This window comes from Rhizobium leguminosarum (assembly GCF_010668065.1).
GTDB classification, from domain to species: Bacteria; Pseudomonadota; Alphaproteobacteria; order Rhizobiales; family Rhizobiaceae; genus Rhizobium; species Rhizobium leguminosarum_S.
Genome location: NZ_WUEN01000002.1, coordinates 143,317 through 164,707 on the forward strand (window position 1 = coordinate 143,317; position 21,391 = coordinate 164,707).

Consider the following 21,391-nt stretch of genomic DNA (forward strand, 5'->3'; position numbering starts at 1 on the left):
TGACATGTGCGAGTTCTGCGCTCGGCAGGCTGATGATGAGGACGACGGCGGTGCCGCCGGATCAGCAAAGCCGCGCGAAAAGGCCGCACGCACCTCCCGCAATTATACCGGTCCGTTCCGCAAGACTCCCGACCGTCTGCTCGGCATGGGGCTGATCCGCCTCTACCAGCTGACGCTTTCCGGCTTTGTCGGCAATTCCTGCCGCCATATCCCGACCTGCTCCGAATATGGCTACGAGTCGATCGCCCGCCACGGGCTTTGGGCCGGCGGCTGGATGACATTGTTTCGCGTCGGCCGCTGCGGCCCGGGCGGCACCAGCGGCCTCGACCAGGTGCCGGAGATGCTCGGCGACAGCTTCCGCTGGTGGACCCCTTGGCGCTATCTCGCCCTCGGGCGGAAGAAAGGGTGAGCGCCATGAGCACCTTCATCGCCCTTCTGCACAGCATTGTCCTGACGCCCGACCGCCGCGTCATCATGCAGGATTTGCGCGCACTTGCCGAAGAGCTCGGTTATCGCGAGCCGCGCACGCTGGTTTCTACAGGCAATCTTGTCTTCGAGGCCGACGAGATGCGGCCGCACGAAGTTGAGACCCATCTGGAAGAGGGCTTTGAAGAAAAGTTCGGCAAACATGTCGATATCATCGTCCGCAGCGACTGCACCTGGATGGCGCTTTGCAGCACCAATCCCTTCAAAGACGGCAATGGCGACCAGGTCATCGTCCGGGTAATGCGTCTGCCGGTCGACCCGGAGAAGGTAGAGGCGCTGAAACCGCTGATGACGGAGGGACAGCGCATCGCCGTCGTCGGCGGCGATCTCTGGATAGATTTCGCCGGCAAGCCGAGCCAATCCAAGCTGCTTTCGGCGCTGACGACCAAGCGGCTCGGTGTCGGTACGATGCGCAACTGGAACACGGTGCGCGGGCTGACTGAAATGATTATATAACCCCCGCTTCATCTTTACTCAGACAGGAAATCTGGCTATCAGGCGGCTGCGCATTCAGCTCCGCGGAGGCGCGTTTGTGTCAACCACCCGCATTCGTTGGCGGGACTGGACAAGGAGAATTTCGATGTCCCAAGCTATTTCCCTGACATTTCCCGATGGTTCCGTGCGCGGCTATGATGCCGGCGCAACCGGCCGGGATGTCGCCGAATCCATTTCCAAGTCGCTCGCCAAGAAGGCGGTCGCCATTGCCATCGACGGCACCGTGCGCGACCTTTCCGATCCCGTGACGACGGGCAGGATCGAGATCATCACCCGCAATGACGACCGCGCGCTCGAACTCATCCGCCACGACGCGGCGCATGTCATGGCTGAAGCAGTGCAGGAGCTCTGGCCCGGCACCCAGGTGACGATCGGCCCGGTCATCGAAAACGGCTTTTATTACGACTTCGCCAAGAACGAGCCCTTCACAGTCGACGATCTGCCGAAGATCGAAAAGAAGATGAAGGAGATCATCGCCCGCAACGCCGCCTTCACCAAGCAGGTCTGGTCGCGCGAGAAGGCGAAACAGGTCTTCGCCGACAAGGGCGAGCAGTACAAGGTCGAACTCGTCGATGCTATCCCGGAAGGGCAGGATCTCAAGATCTATTACCAGGGCGACTGGTTCGACCTCTGCCGCGGCCCGCACATGGCCTCGACCGGCCAGATCGGCAGCGCCTTCAAGCTCTTGAAGGTTGCCGGCGCCTACTGGCGTGGCGACAGCAACAATCCGATGCTGAGCCGCATCTACGGCACGGCCTTTGCCGAGCAGTCGGAACTCGACAACTACCTGCATATGCTTGCCGAAGCCGAAAAGCGCGATCACCGCCGGCTCGGTCGCGAGATGGATCTCTTCCATTTCCAGGAAGAGGGTCCTGGCGTCGTCTTCTGGCACGGCAAGGGATGGCGTATATTCCAGACGCTGGTCGCCTATATGCGCCGCCGGCTTGCCGGCGACTATCAGGAAGTCAACGCGCCGCAGGTGCTCGACAAGTCGCTTTGGGAAACCTCCGGTCACTGGGGCTGGTACCGCGACAACATGTTCAAGGTGACGGTTGCCGGCGACGACACCGATGACGACCGCGTCTTCGCACTGAAGCCGATGAACTGCCCCGGCCATATCCAGATCTTCAAGCACGGGCTGAAATCCTACCGCGAGCTGCCGATCCGGCTCGCCGAATTCGGCAATGTCCACCGCTACGAGCCGTCGGGTGCGCTGCACGGGCTGATGCGCGTGCGCGGCTTCACGCAGGACGATGCGCACATCTTCTGCACCGACGAGCAGATGGCCGCCGAATGCCTGAAGATCAACGACCTGATCCTTTCGGTCTATAAGGATTTCGGCTTCGACGAAGTCACGATCAAGCTCTCGACCCGGCCGGACAAGCGCGTTGGTTCGGACGAGCTCTGGGACCGCGCCGAAAGCGTGATGATGGGCGTGCTGGAGACGATCCAGCAGCAGTCCAACAATATCAAGACCGGCATCCTGCCGGGCGAGGGCGCCTTCTACGGTCCGAAGTTCGAATATACGCTGAAGGATGCGATCGGCCGCGAATGGCAGTGCGGGACGACGCAAGTCGACTTCAACCTGCCGGAACGGTTCGGCGCCTTCTACATCGACAGCAACTCGGAAAAGACGCAGCCGGTGATGATCCACCGCGCCATCTGCGGCTCGATGGAGCGTTTCCTCGGCATCCTGATCGAGAACTTCGCCGGCCACATGCCGCTCTGGGTATCGCCGCTGCAGGTGGTGGTCGCAACGATCACCTCGGAAGCCGACGCCTACGGGCTTGAGGTGGCCGAGGCGCTGCGCGAGGCCGGGCTCAACGTCGAGACCGACTTCCGCAACGAGAAGATCAACTACAAGATCCGCGAGCATTCGGTCACCAAGGTTCCTGTCATCATCGTCTGCGGCAGGAAGGAGGCCGAGGAGCGCACGGTCAACATCCGCCGCCTCGGCAGCCAGGATCAGGTTTCGATGGGGCTCGATGCAGCGGTCGAGAGCCTTGCTCTCGAAGCGACACCGCCCGACATCCGTCGCAAGGCCGAGGCAAAAAAGGCCAAGGCGGCCTGAACAAATGGCCGGTATCCGACAGCGCCGGGCTTCGGCGCTGTCGGAAGCTGATCGATAGCCATAATGTTATCGGAACGTCTCACCCCGAGACCGGGGGCGTTTCAGAAAATACTCTATACTAATGATGGAATCCGCGCCTGAGCACTGCTGAGCTGCACGGTCGGGGGCTTCTTGCCGCGATCCGTCCTCTCAGTGGCGCCGGCGTTGTCTCGGGCCGAAACCGCTCGCGGTAAAAGTCAATCGAGGCTGGTGTCGTCGCCGTCCTGCGGCACGAGCTGTTCGTAGGACGGCAGCGGCGCCACCGGGGCCGGCTGGACACCCGGCGGTGTCGGTGTGCCCACGGGCACCTGCTGAACCGTGCGGGCCGCGTCGCTGACCGGCGGCTGCGGCTGCTGGTCCTTCATGAGAACCTCGACATCGGTGTTCCTGCCGGCGACGACGGTGAAATCGCGCTGGTAGATCTTGTCCTTGTTGCGGGCGACGGCGGAATATCCGCCTTCGGCGAGCACCATGGTCGGGAAGGCGCTGACGCTTTCGCCGACACTGTCGCCGGCCGCCGTCAGGATCGACCATGCTGTATCGGCGATCGCCTCGCCGCCGGCGTCGGAGACCAGCTTGAAGGTGATCTGTGCGGCACGATGCTGGATCGTCGCCTCGGTCAGCTTGCCGGCCTCGACCTGGATGTCGGCGCGGATCACGGCGTTGACGCTGCCATATTCGGAAACGATGTGATAGGTGCCGGCATTGAGACGGACGACGGTATTCGGCGAGACATCGGCCACGACCAGGCCGCGCTCGCCATCGTCGCGCACTTCCGAGGAATAGATCGAGAAGCTCAACTGGTCGGGGCGAATGCGGGCATCGGCGCCGGAGACGGCATTGAGCAGCAGGCCGCCGGCATCGAGCACCATCACCTGCTTGTCGACCTCGCCTTCAGCGGGCACGGTCAGTTTCTTGGTGACCCCGGCGCGGCCGAAGGAGACGTTGACGAAATAATCGCCGGGGGCGAGCTGGAAGGCGGCGGGGCCGCCCTTGGCGCTGGCGATCAGCGGCAGCTTGCCATCGGTTCCGGCGATCGGGCTGAAGACGTACCAGGAAAGGCCCTCCTCGACCGGCGTGCCGTCGGCCGTCAGCTTGGCTTCCATCGGGACGTCGCGCAGCTTGACACCTGCGGGCACCGTGCCGGGTGCGATAAAGGCATCGAGCTTCGGCATCTTCGGTGTCGATTCAAGCTGTTTGAATTCCTTGAAGGCATCCTGAGCGCCGGCGCCGAGGGGCATCAATACCATCAGGGCAATGGCAAGGCCGATGCGTGCAAAAGGCAAAATGCCAAACATCTGTTTCGTGAACCGATTGACTTCTGAAATCGCAAAGGTCACTTCAAGACCAACGCGATGGCAAATTCAAGACCCACCCTTTGCAGCAGCATAAAAATGAGAGCTTCTCCCGTATGAAATCCGATATCAAGCTGATCGACTACCTCGCCGTGCGCCGCTCCATCCCCGCTTTTCAGATGTGCGAACCAGGCCCCGAGAAGGCCGAGATCGAGGAGATCCTGCGTCTTGCCTCGCGTGTTCCCGATCACGGCAAGATCGCGCCCTGGCGCTTCATCGTCTATCGCGGAGAGCAGCGCGTGCGTCTCGGCGAGGAACTTCTGACGCTGGCGCTTCAGACAAAGCCCGACCTTTCCGAAGAGATGATCCAGGTCGAGCGCAGCCGTTTCACCCGTGCGCCGGTGGTGGTCGCCATCGTCAGCAAGGCGGGGCCGCATATCAAGATCCCGGAATGGGAGCAAATGATGTCGGCAGGCGCGCTTTGCTTCAACGTCATCCTCGCCGCCAACGCCAACGGTTATGTCGCCAACTGGCTGACGGAGTGGTTCGCCTATGATGAGCGCGCCTATCCGCTGCTCGGCGTCGGACCTGATGAAAAGGTGGCGGGCTTCATCCATATCGGCTCGACGACATTTCCGGCGATCGAGCGGCCGCGGCCGGAGCTTGCCGATACCGTGACCTGGGTCGGCGGAGAAGACTGATGTTCTACGCCACCGACAGCAACCGGCACGGGCTCGCGCATGATCCGTTCAAGGCGATCGTGTCGCCGCGCCCGATCGGCTGGATCGGCAGCAAGGGCAGGGACGGATCGATCAATCTGGCGCCCTATTCCTTCTTCAATGCTGTTGCCGACCGGCCGAAGCTTGTGATGTTTTCTTCGGCCGGGCGCAAGCACAGCCAGCGCAATGCGGCCGAGACCGGCGTCTTCACCTGCAATTTCGTCAGCCGCGATCTCGCCGAGAAGATGAACCTCTCCTCGGCGGCGCTGCCCTACGGCGACAGCGAATTCGACTTCGCCGGCTTGACGGCGAAGCAGGCGGAACTAATCGACGCGCCCTATGTCGGCGAGGCTTTCGCGGTGCTCGAATGCAGGGTGACCGAGATCATCGAGCCGATGACGCTGTCGGGCGAACCGTCCGAAAACGTCCTCGTCTTCGGCGAAGTGGTCGGCATCCGTATCGATGAAGCGATCGTCAGGGACGGCCGTCTCGACATGTCGATCGCCCGACCTTTGGCCCGCATGGGCTACATGGATTACAGCGAAGGCAGCGATGTTTTCGAGATGATCCGGCCGAAGACGCAGCAAGGCTGAGCTGAACCGGCAAGGCGCCCAAAGGCTTAAGAAACATGGTGAACCAATCTTAAACCTTTTGCCACTACGGTCGCAGCATTGAATGGAACGCGAGGGAATCGCGTTCAAATGCTGGGGCGTCGCGTGATCGTAGAAGCTTTCCTTCGTTGGATCGAAACGGCCAAGACCGGTGACCGGGCCCGGGCCGCAAACGCCCTCGGGCGCGCCTATCTTCAGTCCGAAATGTCCGCGGACGAGCGGGCGGCGGCCGAAATGGCGATGACTTTTCTTCTCGACGATCCGTCGCCGCGCGTGCGGCTTGCGCTTGCCGAGGCGATCGCCTGGTCGCCCGATGCGCCGCGCAACCTTATCCTTTCGCTTGCCGAAGACCAGCCCGAGGTCGCCTGCCACGCGGTGACCTGCTCGCCGCTTTTGAGCGACGCCGATCTCGTCGACCTTGCCGCACGCGGCAACGGCGCCACCCGCATGCTGATCGCCGGCAGAGCGCATGTGACACGCCCGGTCTCCGCCGCCCTTGCGGAGGTCGGCGACGAGGAAGAACTGCTCTGCCTGCTGGAGAATGACGGCGCGGTGATCTCCAGCCTATCGTTGAAACGCATCGCCGAACGGCTCGGCGACTGCTGCGATATTCGCAACCTGCTTCTCGACCGCAGCGATCTTCCCGCCGATGCCCGCCAGTTGCTGACCCAGCATGTCAGCAATGCGCTGGTCGGCCTGCCGCTGGCACAGGCGGCGATCGGCCTGCAGCGGCTTCAGCGCATCAGCCGCGAGGCGACCGAGGCTGCCATCGTCTCGATCGCCGGCGATATCGCAGCGCGCGAAATACCCGATCTCGTCCAGCATCTGCGCCTCAACGGCCGGCTGACGCCGTCCTTCCTGATGCATGCGCTCTGTGCCGGCAAGGTGGATTTTTTCGCCGGCGCTATCGTCGATCTGACCGCGTGCAGCGAGCGCCGCGTGCGCTCGATCCTGGCAACCGGGCGTATGCATGCCGTGCGCGCGCTCTATGAGTCCGCCGGCCTGCCGAGGGACATCAGCGTGATCTTTGTCGAAGCGACGATGCTGTGGCGCGACGCCGCCAGAAAAGCGCCGGCCAGCGTGCTCGGCAATGTCTGCGGTCGTCTTCTCGAAAAATTCCGCCATCACGACGCGCATGGCGCGATCGGCGAGTTGCTCGACATGGTGGAAAAGCTGCACGTTAACGAGCAGCGACAATCGGCCCGCGTCTACGCGGCGCTTGCGGCCGCCTGAAGCCCTCCGTAGAACTGCTTGGCACTTTTCCTGGATTTGCTCTGGGTCTATTGAGATTTATTGAGAATTTATAACGGCGGCGCAAGCTTAACGTATTGATACTGCCACGCGGAACCGGAGTACTGGAGCGCGGAGCTAAGCTATTGACACAAGCTGGGTATCGAAGGCACAGAATGGCGAAGCTGAAAATTGGCGATATTGTCGAGATCAATACGGCGAAAGGATTTTCCTACGCGCAGTACGCGCATAAACATAAGCAATATGGTGTGTTGCTGCGCGTGTTTGGAAAATTTTTTGAGTCTCGGCCTGATAGCTTCAACGATCTAGTAAGCGAATAACCGGTGTTTATGTGCTTCTTTCCGCTAAACGCAGCGGTTGGGCAACGTATTGTTTCAATTGTTGACAATGTGGCACTGCCATCTGATGCCAAGAAATTCCCTACGTTCCGTGCTGGTATTGTCGACCCGGCTGCGCAAAAGGTGGGTGTGTGGTGGCTATGGGATGGAGAGAACGAATGGCGGATCGGACAGCTAGCTGCTGAACAGCGTCATCTCTCGATTCGCGGAGTATGGAACGATACGTTGTTGATTGAGCGAATTGAATCTGGCTGGACGCCGGAAACAGATCCGACGTAAACGTGGTGGGCTGGGCACATGTGGCCCCAATGATGGGGTGAGTAATGGAGACCGTTTCAAGGCTTTGTGCCTGGTTTGAGCGTCAATGCGTAGACGAATGGTTGAGGACCGTGGCGTCAAAATCGACACCATGGACAATCCTGGCTGGTCGATGAAAGTTGACCTCAAAGGAACCGCCCTTCAAGACAAGGACTTTCAGGAGATCCGAGTTGAAAGATCGGATCGTGATTGGTTTGTTGCTCGCAGAAATGATCAGGTCTTTGAGGCATTTGGCGGGTCAATTAGTCTCAATGAAATGATTGAAAGTTTTCTCGCTTGGGCTGAATAGTTCCTGCAACGGCTGTAGACGCGGCGTTGGCTTGAAGAAGCGCCTTGAGTTTCGAGAAGGCGCTTCTTCAAGCCTGCTCATCCAGACTGTGTCAACATGACCTATTGCATGAGCAGAACGATGGAGCTCGGTACGATCTTGTCGGATGCGCGACGACCTAATCACTCAGCCGCGTCACCACCCAGGAATAGCTGGCGGAGACGAAGTGCACGGGTTTGGTCAGTGTGTCCTTGACGCTTCTGCCCGAGGGCAGGTGGGCGCGGACCTGCCCGGCGATGCCTTCAGCAAAACCGGCAATCCTTCCTGCGGGTTGGGGCGCTGCGACAGCGACCTCGGGCGTGGCGGCAGGCACGGGCGCCGGTTTCGGCGGCTCGGCGGCGGCTATGGCTTTCGGCGCCTCGCACACCGCGATCACGGAGGGATAGTTGACATTCACATAGGTCTTCAGCCGTCGTTCGGCTTCGGCATCGCAGGCGGCAACGGTTTCCCAGCGTTTATCGACCGTCGCGACATAATTGCACTGGCTGATGGAATCGTCGCAGCCGAGAATGGTCATCGCGATCAGCACCGCTTGCATATTCTGCTTCCTTGATTATTGAGCACATCATCGTCTTAGAGGGCGCAATTCCAACCGAATGAAGGCAAGGGGCATTAACTCTTCGTCATATCGGGGAAATTTTGTCCCGCGCCGGCAGAGGGAGCCAACATGTCCGTCACCATCGCTCTTGAGCCGCCTCGCCAGGAGGGCGTCATCCGGCTTCTCGATCTTTCCGATGCCTATGCGCAATCGCTCTATCCTGCGGAGAGCAACCATCTGGTCGACCTTTCATTGCTGGAAAAGCCTTCGGTGAGCTTTCTGGTCGCGCGTAATGGCGATGCGATCGTCGGCTGCTGCGCGCTGGTCGAAGGCGGGGACGGCACGGCGGAGATCAAGCGCATGTTCGTCGATCCCGAGGCGAGGGGGCTGAGGATCGCCAGCGGCCTGATGAATGCGCTCGAAGCGATCGCTGGAGAAAAGGGTCTGACGGCGATCCGGCTTGAGACCGGCATCTTCCAGCCCGAGGCGATCGCTCTCTACCGCAAATACGGATATCGGGAAATCGAGCCTTTCGGCAGCTATCTGCCGGACCCGCTCAGCCTGTTCATGGAAAAGCAGCTGGGGTAGCCGGTCTGCGAAGCCATCTTCAGCCTTCGGCGACGCGCGGCATGGTTTTCGGCGAACCGGGGACCGGCGGCGGGGCCTGTTCGTCGATGATGATCTGCGGTCCGGTCTCGCTCTTGTCGGCGTTGCGGGCCTCGTGGATCCATTCGCGCCAGATGGCGACGATCAGCGCCATCAGCACCGGGCCGATGAAGAGGCCGAGGAAACCCATCGTCTTGACGCCGCCGACGAGGCCGAAGAAGGTCGGCAGGAAGGGCAGCTTGATCGGACCGCCGACGAGCTTCGGCCGCAGCGTCTTGTCGACGATGAAGAGCTCGACAGTCCCCCAGACGAAGAGACTGATGCCGGCGACATGCGAGCCGCTCGCCAGCAGGTAGATGGAGACCAGCGTGAAGGAGAGCGGCGCACCGCCCGGTATCAGCGCCATCACGCCCGTCAGGACGCCGAGCGTCACCGGCGACGGCACGCCGGCAATCCAGTAGGCAAGGCCGAGCACGATGCCTTCGCCGATCGCGATCAGCGTCATGCCCATGACGGTGGAGCTGATCGTCGCCGGCACGACGCGGGAAATGCGCTCCCAGCGGTTGGGCAGGATGCGCTCGCCGAGCATGTCGATCTGCTTGGAGAAGGAGAAGCCGTCGCGATAGACGAAGAACAGCGCGATCAGCATGAAGAGCAGCGTCAGCAGCAGGTGGAAGGCGCCGCCGCCGGCCGCCAGCACGGCGCGGTAGATGTTGCCGATATTGGCGCCGCTGACCGCCTGGATGACCTCGCCGAGCGCGCCGGGACTGCCGATATATTTTGTCCAGACTTCATCGAGATAGGCGCCGGCCCAAGGCAGCGCGACGATCCAGTCGGGCGTCGGGGCGCCGGCGCGGTTGGCATGGATTGCCCAGGCGACCCAGGTGCGCACTTCGCCCGTCGTATAGGTGACCGCAAGCCCGATCGGGATGACCAGGAAGGTGATGATCAGGATGATGGCGATGGTCGCGGCGATCGTCGTATTGCCGCCGACGCGGGCAAGAAGCTTGCGGTAGAGCGGCCAGCTGGCAAAGCCGATGACGAGGGCTGCGAGCACCGGCACGAGGAAGCCGTAGAAGAAATAAACGCCGGCAGCGACGACCAGGACCAGCAGCCAGCGCGCCGCCGAAATGGAGGGAATCAGCGGCGTGCGCGTCTGCGCCGACGATCCGAGCCATCGCGGTTCATGATTGCTTTTCTGACGGTCGAACACACCCACGCGCGCCTCTTCTTTTTCTTGTACTCTGGTTATGGGCCATCACCCCGGCGGTTTCAAGGTCCGCACCATGAAAGCGTATACAAAGCGTCGCTATTCGACCCTCAGATCCGGACGTCTTACTGCTGCGGACGGCTGAGAACCTTGAAGGCATAGAATTGCGTCTTCTGGCTGGTCGAAAAATTATTGTCGGAGCCGAGAATGAGAACATCGGTTCCATCCTTGGCCTTACCGAGCGACATGGCCTCGATATTGTCTGGAACGAGGCCGATGGCCCTCAAATCGAGCACCTGGTTCTTGCGGGCGGGGACGACACGCTGGTCGTTTTTGGCGAGCGAAGCGATAGCGGATACGTCGGTGGCATCAGTCAGATCCATCATCATGATCTTGATGTTGTTGCCGAAGCCCTGGGCATAGCTGCGTTCGACGGCGAGCAGGCGGTGATCGTCGAGGGCAAGCATCTCCGACATGCCGTTGTCATTGCCGCCATCGGCCTTGGTGGCGGCCTGCGGGATCGGCGAGACCGGGTAGACATATTCATCTTTCGGCTCGCCGGTGGCGCCGTCGTAGCGGACGATGCGCGACAGGCTGCCTGACGTCAGCGAGGATTTCGGACCATCCTGGTAAAGGGCGGCTTCGACACCGACGAAAACATCGCCGGAGGGCGCGATGGCAAGATCCTCGAAGGCGAGGTTGTCACGGATGCCGGTCGACTTGTCCGCGGTCGGCGCAAAGCCCTCCGGAAGCTTGAATTCGCGGACGAAGGAACCGTCCGGCGACGCGACGCGGACGAAGGGCGCCAGCAGCGCCTTGCCGTCGCCTTCGCTACCCCAATAGATGCCGTCCTTGCCGAGGCGGATCGATTCCGGATCGACGGTGCGGGCAGCGAAGGGCTCGCCGTTCTTGTCCTTCAGCGTCACCTGCTTGACGACCGAAACGCCCCTGAGACCGGACGCGTCGAGATCGACGTCGAGTTCATAGAAACGGGCAGGTCCTCTTTCCGAGCGGTCGTCGCTGACGGCGATATAGTGGCCGGTGGCGGCATCGAAATCGAGGCCGGAAATACCGCCGAATTCGACGCCGTTTTCCATGTGGCCCGTGGGGATGACGACTTCACCGAGATAGGAGAGCGAGATGCCGGCGGCGCAATCGCCGAAGGGGCAGGCGGTCTCGAAAGTGGCGCCGATATCGGTGGCCCCAATATCTGTGGTGCTGGCGGTGACGGTGCTGGACAGGAGAACGAAAGCGGCAGCCGCGAGAAAACGCTTGGTCATGACAATATCCGGCAAAGGTTGAAAACGGTTCGACCGGCGCCAATGCTCCCTTGGGAGGCACGCCGACCGCTTCATGCGCCGGTTGTTTGACGGAGTTGTTACGGTTCTTCGTCAGTTCCGTGAAATCGTGAATGCTAAAATGCGGCGCGCCGAACCCGTGTCTATCCGACCGCTCGGCGAGCTCGATGGTATATTCTAGATATCGAGGTTTTCGGCGAAGGCTGCGCGATCCTGGATGAAGCGGAAGCGGGCTTCCGGCTTGGTGCCCATCAGATCGTCGACGGCGGCGCGGGTGCCTTCGAAATCCACCTCGTCGATCAGCACCTTCAGCAGGGTGCGCTTGGACGGATCCATCGTGGTTTCCTTAAGCTGGGCGGGCATCATTTCGCCGAGGCCTTTGAAGCGGCTGATCTCGACCTTGGCCTTGCCCTTGAACTCCGTCTGCATCAGCTCGGCGCGATGATTGTCGTCGCGGGCATAGGCGGATTTCGCCCCTTGGGTGATCTTGTAAAGCGGCGGCACGGCAAGGAAGAGATGGCCGCCGCGCACCAGCTCCGGCATCTCCTGATAGAAGAAGGTGATGAGCAGCGAGGCGATGTGGGCGCCGTCGACGTCGGCATCGGTCATGACAATGATGCGTTCGTAGCGCAGGTCTTCGTCGCGGTATTTCGAGCGGGTGCCGCAGCCGAGAGCCTGGACGAGATCGGCGAGCTGCTGGTTGGCGCCGAGTTTTTCGCGGCCGGCGCTGGCAACGTTCAGGATCTTGCCGCGCAGCGGCAGAATCGCCTGGTTGGCGCGGTTGCGCGCCTGCTTGGCCGAACCGCCTGCCGAATCGCCCTCGACGATGAAGAGTTCAGCGCCCTCGGCGGTGTTCTGCGAGCAATCGGCGAGCTTGCCGGGCAGGCGCAATTTGCGCACAGCGCTCTTGCGGTTGACTTCCTTTTCCTTGCGGCGGCGCAGACGCTCCTCGGCGCGCTCGATCACCCAGTCGAGCAGCTTGGCCGACTCGTTCGGATTGTCCGCAAGGTAATGGTCGAAGGGATCGCGGAGCGCGTTCTCGACGATGCGCTGGGCCTCGACTGTCGCAAGCCTGTCCTTGGTCTGGCCGACGAATTCCGGCTCGCGGATGAAGACCGACAGCATGCCGACGGCCGAGATCATCACGTCGTCGGTGGTGATCTGCGCGGCGCGCTTGTTCTGCGTCAGCTCGGCATAGGCCTTCAGGCCCTTGGTCAGCGCAATGCGCAGCCCCGCTTCATGGGTGCCGCCTTCGGTCGTCGGGATGGTGTTGCAATAGGAATGCACCTGCGGATCGCCGCCATACCAGGTGATCGCCCATTCCATCGAGCCGTGGCCGCTCACCTTCTCCGTCTTGCCAGCGAAAATCTCGCGGGTGACGGTGAACTCCTTGCCCATCGTCGCCTGGAGATAGTCCTTGAGGCCGCCGGGGAAGTGGAACACGGCCTTGTCAGGGACCTCGGAACCTTCGGGCAGCACGCCCGCCTCGCAGCTCCAGCGGATCTCGACGCCGCCGAACAGATAGGCTTTTGAGCGCGCCATGCGGAAGACGCGGGCGGCGTCGAACCTCATGTGATCCCCAAAGATCTGGGGGTCGGGATGGAAGCGCACACGGGTGCCGCGACGATTGTGGACGTCGCCCAACTCTTCGAGACCGCCCTGCGGCAGGCCGCGGGAGAAGCGCTGGCGGTAAAGCTTGCGGTTTCGCGCCACCTCGACCTCGAGGTCGTCGGAGAGCGCGTTGACGACCGAAACGCCGACGCCGTGCAGGCCGCCCGACGTCTCATAAGCCTTGCCGTCGAATTTGCCGCCGGCATGCAGCTTGGTCATGATGACTTCGAGCGTCGACTTGCCCGGCACCTGCGGATGGTTCTCGACCGGGATGCCGCGGCCGTTGTCGGAGACGGTGAGATAACCCTCGAGGTCGAGATAAACCTCGATGAAATTGGCATGCCCGGCGACCGCCTCGTCCATCGCATTGTCGATGACTTCGGCAAAGAGGTGGTGCAGCGCCTTTTCATCGGTGCCGCCGATATACATGCCCGGGCGCATACGCACCGGCTCGAGGCCTTCGAGGACGCGGATCGACGAGGCGCCGTAATCATCGGAGTTCGAGGCGGTGGGCGCCGGGCGTGCGGAGGCTCCGGCAGCAGGGGGCGCTGCCGCTGCGGCGGGCGCAGCCGTCACCGGCGGCCGTTCGGCGGGCGCCGCAGGCTTCTGCGCCTCCTCACGTTTTTCAGAGAGGGGCATTCCGGAAAAAAGGTCGTTGCTATCGTCCATGGAGCCGTTCAGATCTTCATCCTGTCTTAGGTCTGGCTTGGGCGGGCATCCGCCGCCGACCCAAAATCACCGCATTTCATGCCACGTTTGCGAATCAGGCAGATTTTGCCAGAAAGCACCTCTATACGCGACACCGCCTGATTTGGCGGGATTTTCCCAAATGATTTGCGTTGCCGGGCGCAGAATGGCAAGCGGCGGCAGGCTTCAGGAACCATCCGAATGCGAATGTCCACAAGTCATTGCACCATCATCACTGCAATTGCGGCGTTTTTCTTGTCCGCGGCCATCCTGTCCGCTGTTGGTCCGGCAGAGGCGGCCGACGCTTTGCCGCCTTTCAAGGACGATCTGTTTTCCAAGCAGTCCGTGTTGGAGACAGGCGACGGCGGCGCCTTCGAGGTCATCGACTATGACGAGATGCGCGATATCAACGGCCGCGATCAGATCCCGCAAAAGCGGGTGCAGCAGAAATATGTGGCGCTCGCCATCCGCAAGGCGCAAGCGGACGAGACGCTGTCTCTCGACGGCATCAAGCTCGATGTCACCAGGGTGGGACCGGCCGGAAATGCCGCTTTCACGGTGATTTTCATCCATGGGCGCGACGGCGACCGGCGGCTCGGCGCCAACGATTACAGCTTCGGCGGCAATTTCAACCGCCTCAAGAACCTCGTCGCCGGCAATGGCGGCGTTTATTATTCGCCGACGGTCAAAAGCTTCGACAGCAGCGGCGTTGCGGCGATCAGCGGCCTCATCCGCTATGCCAGCGCGCAATCGCCCGGCCGGCCGATCATCCTTTCCTGCGCCTCGATGGGCAGCCAGGTTTGCTGGGGCGTTGCGCGCGACAGCGACAGCGTCAAGCGGCTGAAGGGCATGCTGATCATGAGCGGGGTCACCGATCGCGATTTCACCAAGAGCGCCTTCTACAAGGCGAAGCTGCCGCTGTGGTTCGCCCATGGCAGCCGCGACCCGGTCTATGCCGCCACTAACCAGCAGGCGCTGTTCGAAAGCCTGCACAATGCAAAGTATCCGGCGCGTTTCACGCTGTTTCAGACCGGCAATCACGGGACGCCGATCCGGATGATCGACTGGCGTAAGGTGTTGAACTGGATTCTGGCCGGCTAGCGCGAATCGACCCGATGCGTGGATTCAAAATGCTACCTTTGCGTGTCTGCAAAGACGCGCAGCGCTGTAGCGGACGATTTTCGGCAGAAATATGCGCGGGATTGCGGAGATTCCCCTTACGTCAAGGGCATGATGCTTTTCTTTGCTGCAAGCTTTTGATATTGCCCAAGGCATAAGCAGATTGTGGAAGGCCAGCATGACACCTGATGTGCGCCCGCTTGTGGCGGGAAACTGGAAAATGAATGGCATGCGTGCCTCGCTGGATCAGATCAAAGCGATCGCCGAGGGTGTTCGCCCGCCGCTGGTTGACAAGGTCGAAGCGCTGATCTGCCCGCCGGCGACGCTGCTCTATGTGGCGACGGCGCTGTGCACCGACAGCCCGCTGGCGATCGGCGCTCAGGACTGCCATCAGAACCCCTCTGGTGCGCATACCGGCGACATCTCGGCCGAGATGATTGCCGATTGTTTCGGCACCTATGTCATCGTAGGCCATTCCGAGCGGCGCACCGACCATGCCGAAACGGATCATCTGGTGCGCGCCAAGGCGGAGGCCGCCTTCGCCGCAGGGCTGACAGCGATCATCTGCATCGGCGAGACCGCGGATGAACGCCGGACAGGCCAGGCGCTCGACGTCATCAAGCGCCAGCTTTCCGCCTCGGTTCCGGACGGCGCCACCGCTGAGAGCACAGTCATCGCCTACGAGCCGATCTGGGCGATCGGCACAGGCGTGACGCCGACATCAGGTGATGTCGAAAAGGCGCATGCCTTCATGCGGGCAGAGCTTGTGGCCCGCTTCGGCGACGAAGGCCGCAAGATGCGTCTTCTCTATGGCGGCTCGGTCAAGCCGGCCAATGCCCATGAGCTGATGGGCATTGCCAATGTCGACGGCGCGCTGATCGGCGGAGCGAGCTTGAAAGCGGCCGACTTCCTCGCCATCTACCGGGCCTATGAGGCGCTGCTCGCCTGAGGCATTTTTTATTCCTGGGTTTATTCCCGAGTTTATTCCGGGCTGAAGGGCTTGGAATAGATGAAAGCCTCATGTAAAGAGCCGCCAGAATTCTTACTTATGTCCGTCTCCAGGCGGGCAGGACTGGACCCATGCAGACCGTATTGATTGTCATCCATCTCATGATCGTGCTCGCCCTCGTCGGCGTCGTGCTCATCCAGCGCTCGGAAGGCGGCGGCCTCGGCATCGGCGGCGGTTCCGGCTTCATGTCGGCCCGCGGCACGGCCAATGCGCTGACGCGCACGACCGCGATCCTTGCGACCCTGTTTTTCCTGACCTCGCTCGGCCTCGGCATCCTGACGCGTTACGAGGGCCGTCCGAGCGACATTCTCGACCGCATTCCGGCAACAGGCGGCCAGGGCAACGGTATTCTCGATTCGCTCGGCGGCGCGCAGGCTCCGGCAACCCCGCCGGCCGGCAACGGCGTTCCGAGCAGCGGCGCGGCAGCACCCGCACCGCAGGCTCCCGCCGCTCAGGCGCCAGCAACTGGGGCGCCGGCAACTGGCACTCAGGCCCCGGCGGCCACCGCGCCTTCAACGACTGCCCCGGCAACGCCCGCAGCTCCGGCCGCGCCGGCACCGGCTCCCTCCGGCGTCCCGACGGGACAGTAAACCGGTCTTCGACATAAACCGCCGGCAGGCCCTCGGGTCTGCCGGTTTTCTTTTGTTCAGATTCCTGCGCCACGCATCGAAAGTTCTGGAAAAGAATTTTTGGGCTGGTGGAATCGTTTTTGAAAAGGTATCCGGTGAATCCCATGGCGCGATACGTATTCATCACTGGCGGCGTGGTTTCCTCTCTCGGAAAAGGAATTGCGGCCGCGGCTCTTGGAGCGTTGCTGCAGGCCCGTGGATATCGGGTTCGGCTTCGCAAGCTCGACCCCTATCTGAACGTGGATCCGGGCACGATGAGCCCGACCCAGCACGGCGAGGTCTTCGTCACCGACGACGGCGCGGAAACCGATCTCGATCTCGGTCACTACGAACGCTTCACAGGGCGTTCGGCGACCAAGACCGACAACATCACCACCGGCCGCATCTACAAGAACATCATCGACAAGGAACGGCGCGGCGACTATCTCGGCGCGACGGTGCAGGTGATCCCGCACGTCACCAACGAGATCAAGGATTTCGTCATCGAGGGCAATGACGACTACGACTTCGTCATCTGCGAGATCGGCGGCACGGTCGGCGACATCGAAGCGATGCCGTTCATGGAGGCGATCCGCCAGCTCGGAAACGACCTGCCGCGCGGCACTGCCGTCTACGTCCACCTGACGCTGATGCCCTATATTCCGGCGGCCGGGGAGCTCAAGACCAAGCCGACGCAGCATTCGGTGAAGGAACTGCAGGCACTCGGCATTCATCCCGATATCCTGCTGGTGCGTGCCGACCGCGAAATTCCGGAAGCCGAACGCCGCAAGCTCTCGTTGTTCTGCAACGTTCGCCCGTCTGCCGTCATCCAGGCGCTCGACGTCGCCAACATCTACGATGTACCGATAGCCTACCACAAGGAAGGCCTCGACGACGAAGTGCTCGCGGCCTTCGGTATCGAGCCCGCGCCGAAGCCGCGGCTAGACCCGTGGGAAGAGGTCTGCAACCGCATCCGCACGCCGGAGGGCGAGGTGACGATCGCGATCGTCGGCAAATATACCGGCCTCAAGGATGCCTATAAGTCGCTGATCGAGGCGCTGCATCACGGCGGCATCGCCAATCGCGTCAAGGTCAATCTCGAATGGATCGAGTCCGAGGTCTTCGAAAAGGAAGATCCGGCGCCCTATCTCGAAAAGGTGCACGGCATCCTCGTGCCCGGCGGCTTCGGTGAACGCGGTTCGGAAGGCAAGATCCACGCTGCCCGCTTTGCCCGCGAGCGCAAGGTGCCGTATTTCGGCATCTGCTTCGGCATGCAGATGGCGGTCATCGAGGCGGCGCGCAATCTCGCCGACGTGTCCGGTGCCTCCTCGACCGAATTCGGTCCGACGAAAGAGCCGGTGGTCGGCCTGATGACCGAATGGGTCAAGGGCAACGAGTTGCAGAAGCGCACGGCAGCCGGCGATCTCGGCGGCACGATGCGCCTCGGCGCCTACAAGGCGGCGCTGAAGAAGGGCACGAAGATCTCGGATATCTACGGTTCCACGGATATTTCCGAGCGTCACCGCCACCGCTACGAGGTCAATATCGACTACAAGGACCGGCTCGAGAACTGCGGCCTCGTCTTCTCCGGCATGTCGCCTGATGGCGTGCTGCCGGAGACGATCGAATATCCCGATCATCCCTGGTTCATCGGCGTGCAATACCACCCGGAACTGAAGAGCCGGCCCCTCGACCCGCATCCGCTGTTTGCCAGCTTCATAGAAGCGGCGACGGAACAGAGCCGTCTCGTGTGACGACTGACAGCCCCAGATCGCGTTGTTTCAGGCGCGATCTGGATAACATCCGTGCCTGCGCTAACTTGCCGGCATGACCCCTTCACGCAGCACCACCGTCTCACGCTTCATCGCCGCACCGCGCGAGCGCATCTACCGCGCCTTCCTCGATGCAGACGCGGTCGCCACCTGGCTTCCGCCTGATACGATGAAGGGCATTGCCCATGCCTTCGAGGGCAGGGAAGGTGGTGCCTTCAGCATGTCGCTCGTCTATCCCGACGACGAGACATCGCAGCCGGGCAAGACCTCCGACAAGACAGACAGGTTTGAAGGCCGCTTTGCCAAGCTCGTGCCGGATGAACGAATCGTCTGGGCAACGGTCTTCGATTCCGAGGACGAGGGCTTTTCCGGCGAGATGACCGTCAGCACGATGTTGTCGCCTGCGGATGGAGGCACCGATGTGACGATGGTCTGTGACAATATTCCGCCCGGGATCCGCCTCGAAGACAATGAGGAAGGGTGCCGCTCGACGCTCGGCAATCTGGCCGCTTTCGTCGGCGGTTGAGGATCGGCGGCAGGACATGCTGCCGCCGAATTCAACCTTCACGCGGCCGCCGGCAACGGCCCGATATAGACCGAGCGTGGCCGGATCAGCCGGCCGTCGAGCGCCTGTTCGCGCGCATGCGCCAGCCATCCGACGGTGCGGCCGATCGCGAAGACGCCGGTGAAGGCCTCGCGGGGAAAGCCGAGCGCTTCGAGCAGCAGCGCGGTATAAAATTCGACATTGACGTCGAGCGGCCGGTTCGGCTTGCGTGCCTTCAGGATCGCCAATGCAGCGACCTCCACGGCTTCGGCCAATGTACCGCGGGCGCTGTTTACCTGTCCGGTTGATATCAGCGGCTTCAGCGCGCCCTTCAGCGCATCGGCGCGCGGATCGCGGACGCGATAGATGCGGTGGCCGAAGCCCATCAGCCTTTCGCCGCGGTCGAGTGCTTCCTCGATCCACGGGTAAGCATTCTCCGCCGTTCCGATCGCATCCAGCATGTCGAGTACAGGACCGGGCGCGCCGCCATGCAGCGGCCCTTTCAGCGCGCTCAGTGCCGCGAGTACGGAAGAGGTGAGGCCGGCCTGCGTCGAGGCGATGACGCGCGATGCGAAGGTCGAGGCATTGAGGCCATGGTCCGAAATCGTCACGAGATAGGTGTCGAGTGCTGACGTCTGCTCCCTGGTCGGCAATTTTCCGGTCAGCATGCGCAGGATATCGGCCGCCTGCGGCAGCGAGGCGTCGGGCGCGATCGGTCTTTTGCCGCTTTGCATGCGAAGGATCGCCGGCAGGAAAACTGCGGGCGCAGCCAGAAGGCTGAGAGCGGTATCGAAATCCTCGCCGTCGGGCAGGCGGGCGATCAGCGCCCGCATCGCATCAACAGGAGGCAAAGCGAGCAGGGCGGCATCGGCGGCCTTGATATGGCCGAAAATCCTCGTTCGCGCCTGTGCCAACCAGTCGCGCAATTCCGCTTCGTCGAAGCTTTTTTCCATCAGCCCATCGAGCAACAGGGCGGCGACGCCTTCATAGGTGCCGTCTGCAACCAGGTGATCCAGCGATACGCCGCGGATGATCAGTCGTCCCGCTTCGCCATCGACATCCGAAAGCTGCGTTTCGGCAGCAATGACATCTTCCAAGCCGTTTTTCATGTTGTTTCTCCTTTACGGTCCGGATGATCCGACCTAGTTTCATTGACGTCAATCTTGATGCAATTGATCAACATGAGGTTCCGATGTCTTGGCTGACCGCCGAGGAGGCGCTGCAGGCGCTGAAGACCAAGCCACAGACGCTCTATGCCAATGTCAGCCGCGGACGCATCCGCGCCAAGCCCGATCCTGCCGACCCGCGGCGCAGCCTCTACCAGGCTGCCGACGTACAGCGGCTTGCCGAACGCCATGCCGGCCGCCGCAAGACCGAAACGGTCGCCGCCGAGGCGATCCGCTGGGGCGATCCGGTTCTGTCGTCGGCAATTTCCACCATCATCGGCGGGCGGCTTTTCTATCGCGGAAAGGATGCGGCCGGTTTCGCTGAAGTCGCGACGCTGGAGCAGACGGCGGCACTGCTCTGGAACGGCGCGGAGCCACTCTCCTGCGGCAGCGGGACCGGACATGCCTCTCCGTCGCTTCAGGCGGCATTCCTGGCGCTAGCGGGGCGTATAACATCGGATTTGCCGTCGCTCGGCCGCTCGCAGGCAGCACTTCGTCGCGAAGCTAGCGGGGTTCTCTACACAGTCGCCGATGCGCTGGCGCCTGGGACGTCGGACCGACCGCTGCATCTCAGGCTTGCGGCAAGCTGGCAGCGGCCGGATGCCGCCGATTGTCTGCGCCGCGCGCTGGTGCTGCTTGCCGATCACGAACTCAACGCCTCGACCTTTGCGGCGCGGGTCACGGCATCGGCGGGTGCAGCCCTTTCGGCCGCCGTGCTGTCCGGTCTGGCGACGCTGACAGGGCCGTTGCATGGTGCCGCCTGGCAAGGCGTCGACGCCTTGATCGAGACCGCTTCCGCGCTTGGGGCGGAGCAGGCGATCCGCCGTACGCTTGCCCAGGGCAATCGCCTGTCGGCCTTCGGCCATCCGCTCTATCCCGATGGCGATGTCAGGGCCTTGGCGCTGCTTTCGCACTTCTCCCTGCCGCCGCAGTTTGCCGAGGTCCGGGAAACCGGCGAGGAGATGGTCGGCGAGAAGGTCAACGTCGATTTTGCGCTTGCCGCGATGTCCGCCGCCTTCGATCTCTCGAGGGAGGCGCCGATCATCATTTTCTCGCTTGCCCGTTCAGTCGGTTGGCTTGCCCATGCAATGGAACAGATCGACAGCGGCGAATTGATCCGGCCGCGGGCGCGTTATACCGGACCGGCTCCTGAAACGGATAATAGAACGTAAGAATTCCGTCGGCGATTGCGACGATTTGCTTTTTTGGTCTAGGGAAATATTTGAATTCGGCTATCATGCTTCATATTAGAAGACGGTTGGGAAGAAGACG

At 62.0% G+C, this 21,391-nt stretch carries 22 protein-coding genes; 16 read left to right on the plus strand and 6 right to left on the minus strand.

Going from position 1 to position 21,391, the window contains the following annotated elements; translation table 11 throughout:
• Positions 1 to 4 precede the first annotated feature (4 nt).
• From yidD to thrS, 3 genes are all read left to right on the plus strand, one after another.
• Positions 5 to 409: a membrane protein insertion efficiency factor YidD gene (gene yidD, locus GR198_RS05265; RefSeq protein WP_029874176.1), complete on the plus strand. Its 405-nt coding sequence runs from the start codon at positions 5 to 7 to the stop codon at positions 407 to 409.
• 5 nt (positions 410 to 414) lie between these two features.
• Complete coding sequence (locus GR198_RS05270) at positions 415 to 942, plus strand: DUF1697 domain-containing protein (RefSeq protein WP_029874175.1); 528 nt, start codon at positions 415 to 417, stop codon at positions 940 to 942.
• Positions 943 to 1,066: 124 nt separating this feature from the next.
• Complete coding sequence (gene thrS / locus GR198_RS05275) at positions 1,067 to 3,052, plus strand: threonine--tRNA ligase (protein ID WP_029874174.1); 1,986 nt, start codon at positions 1,067 to 1,069, stop codon at positions 3,050 to 3,052.
• Between the two features lie 236 nt (positions 3,053 to 3,288).
• Here the strand turns inward: thrS and GR198_RS05280 are convergent, their stop codons facing one another.
• A complete protein-coding gene (locus GR198_RS05280) occupies positions 3,289 to 4,389 on the minus strand; it encodes a hypothetical protein (RefSeq protein ID WP_029874173.1) in 1,101 nt (366 codons plus the stop codon).
• Between the two features lie 113 nt (positions 4,390 to 4,502).
• Between GR198_RS05280 and GR198_RS05285 the strand changes: the two genes are divergently transcribed.
• The 6 genes from GR198_RS05285 (at position 4,503) to GR198_RS05310 (ending at position 7,912) form a co-directional block, all read left to right on the plus strand.
• Positions 4,503 to 5,087 carry a nitroreductase family protein gene (locus GR198_RS05285; protein ID WP_029874172.1) on the plus strand — a complete coding sequence of 195 codons (585 nt, stop codon included), beginning with the start codon at positions 4,503 to 4,505 and terminating at the stop codon, positions 5,085 to 5,087.
• Complete coding sequence (locus GR198_RS05290; protein ID WP_164067719.1) at positions 5,087 to 5,698, plus strand: flavin reductase family protein; 612 nt, start codon at positions 5,087 to 5,089, stop codon at positions 5,696 to 5,698. Before GR198_RS05285 ends, GR198_RS05290 begins: the two co-directional genes overlap by 1 nt.
• A 108-nt stretch (positions 5,699 to 5,806) precedes the next feature.
• Positions 5,807 to 6,949: a DUF2336 domain-containing protein gene (locus GR198_RS05295; protein WP_164067721.1), complete on the plus strand. Its 1,143-nt coding sequence runs from the start codon at positions 5,807 to 5,809 to the stop codon at positions 6,947 to 6,949.
• Positions 6,950 to 7,122: 173 nt separating this feature from the next.
• Entirely contained in the window at positions 7,123 to 7,287 is a 165-nt protein-coding gene (locus GR198_RS05300; RefSeq protein ID WP_164067723.1) for a hypothetical protein, read from the plus strand.
• A gap of 3 nt (positions 7,288 to 7,290) precedes the next feature.
• Positions 7,291 to 7,584 (plus strand): hypothetical protein, encoded by a 294-nt coding sequence (locus GR198_RS05305; RefSeq protein ID WP_164067725.1) that lies wholly within the window; start codon positions 7,291 to 7,293, stop codon positions 7,582 to 7,584.
• A gap of 97 nt (positions 7,585 to 7,681) precedes the next feature.
• Positions 7,682 to 7,912, plus strand: coding sequence for an Imm53 family immunity protein (locus GR198_RS05310; RefSeq protein ID WP_164067727.1), 231 nt, complete (start codon positions 7,682 to 7,684; stop codon positions 7,910 to 7,912).
• Positions 7,913 to 8,069: 157 nt separating this feature from the next.
• Here GR198_RS05310 and GR198_RS05315 read toward each other — a convergent pair whose 3' ends face one another.
• Positions 8,070 to 8,489: a hypothetical protein gene (locus GR198_RS05315; protein ID WP_029874167.1), complete on the minus strand. Its 420-nt coding sequence runs from the start codon at positions 8,487 to 8,489 to the stop codon at positions 8,070 to 8,072.
• Between the two features lie 129 nt (positions 8,490 to 8,618).
• On the opposite strand from GR198_RS05315, the gene GR198_RS05320 reads away from it, so the two are divergent.
• Positions 8,619 to 9,077 carry a GNAT family N-acetyltransferase gene (locus GR198_RS05320; protein ID WP_029874166.1) on the plus strand — a complete coding sequence of 153 codons (459 nt, stop codon included), beginning with the start codon at positions 8,619 to 8,621 and terminating at the stop codon, positions 9,075 to 9,077.
• Between the two features lie 19 nt (positions 9,078 to 9,096).
• On the opposite strand, the gene GR198_RS05325 is transcribed toward GR198_RS05320, so the two are convergent.
• The 3 genes from GR198_RS05325 to parE all read right to left on the minus strand — a co-directional run bounded on the left by GR198_RS05325 (position 9,097) and on the right by parE (position 13,883).
• On the minus strand, positions 9,097 to 10,314 hold the full coding sequence (locus GR198_RS05325; protein WP_003539854.1) for an AI-2E family transporter: 1,218 nt from the start codon (positions 10,312 to 10,314) through the stop codon (positions 9,097 to 9,099).
• Between the two features lie 116 nt (positions 10,315 to 10,430).
• Positions 10,431 to 11,585 (minus strand): esterase-like activity of phytase family protein, encoded by a 1,155-nt coding sequence (locus GR198_RS05330; RefSeq protein WP_131629933.1) that lies wholly within the window; start codon positions 11,583 to 11,585, stop codon positions 10,431 to 10,433.
• Between the two features lie 195 nt (positions 11,586 to 11,780).
• A complete protein-coding gene (gene parE / locus GR198_RS05335) occupies positions 11,781 to 13,883 on the minus strand; it encodes a DNA topoisomerase IV subunit B (protein ID WP_029874164.1) in 2,103 nt (700 codons plus the stop codon).
• Positions 13,884 to 14,102: 219 nt separating this feature from the next.
• On the opposite strand from parE, the gene GR198_RS05340 reads away from it, so the two are divergent.
• The 5 genes from GR198_RS05340 (at position 14,103) to GR198_RS05360 (ending at position 18,935) form a co-directional block, all read left to right on the plus strand.
• The gene (locus GR198_RS05340) at positions 14,103 to 15,002 is read left to right on the plus strand and encodes a phospholipase (RefSeq protein WP_029874163.1); all 900 of its coding nucleotides are present in this window, start codon (positions 14,103 to 14,105) and stop codon (positions 15,000 to 15,002) included.
• Between the two features lie 196 nt (positions 15,003 to 15,198).
• On the plus strand, positions 15,199 to 15,969 hold the full coding sequence (gene tpiA / locus GR198_RS05345) for a triose-phosphate isomerase (protein ID WP_029874162.1): 771 nt from the start codon (positions 15,199 to 15,201) through the stop codon (positions 15,967 to 15,969).
• 131 nt (positions 15,970 to 16,100) lie between these two features.
• Complete coding sequence (gene secG / locus GR198_RS05350; RefSeq protein WP_029874161.1) at positions 16,101 to 16,619, plus strand: preprotein translocase subunit SecG; 519 nt, start codon at positions 16,101 to 16,103, stop codon at positions 16,617 to 16,619.
• A gap of 143 nt (positions 16,620 to 16,762) precedes the next feature.
• Positions 16,763 to 18,391 carry a CTP synthase gene (locus GR198_RS05355; protein ID WP_012757532.1) on the plus strand — a complete coding sequence of 543 codons (1,629 nt, stop codon included), beginning with the start codon at positions 16,763 to 16,765 and terminating at the stop codon, positions 18,389 to 18,391.
• Positions 18,392 to 18,464: 73 nt separating this feature from the next.
• Positions 18,465 to 18,935, plus strand: a complete 471-nt coding sequence (locus GR198_RS05360) for an SRPBCC family protein (RefSeq protein ID WP_029874160.1) — start codon at positions 18,465 to 18,467, stop codon at positions 18,933 to 18,935.
• A gap of 38 nt (positions 18,936 to 18,973) precedes the next feature.
• Here the strand turns inward: GR198_RS05360 and GR198_RS05365 are convergent, their stop codons facing one another.
• Positions 18,974 to 20,062 (minus strand): citrate synthase/methylcitrate synthase, encoded by a 1,089-nt coding sequence (locus GR198_RS05365; RefSeq protein WP_029874159.1) that lies wholly within the window; start codon positions 20,060 to 20,062, stop codon positions 18,974 to 18,976.
• Between the two features lie 83 nt (positions 20,063 to 20,145).
• On the opposite strand from GR198_RS05365, the gene GR198_RS05370 reads away from it, so the two are divergent.
• Entirely contained in the window at positions 20,146 to 21,291 is a 1,146-nt protein-coding gene (locus tag GR198_RS05370; protein WP_029874158.1) for a citrate synthase, read from the plus strand.
• The last annotated feature ends 100 nt before the right edge of the window (positions 21,292 to 21,391 follow it).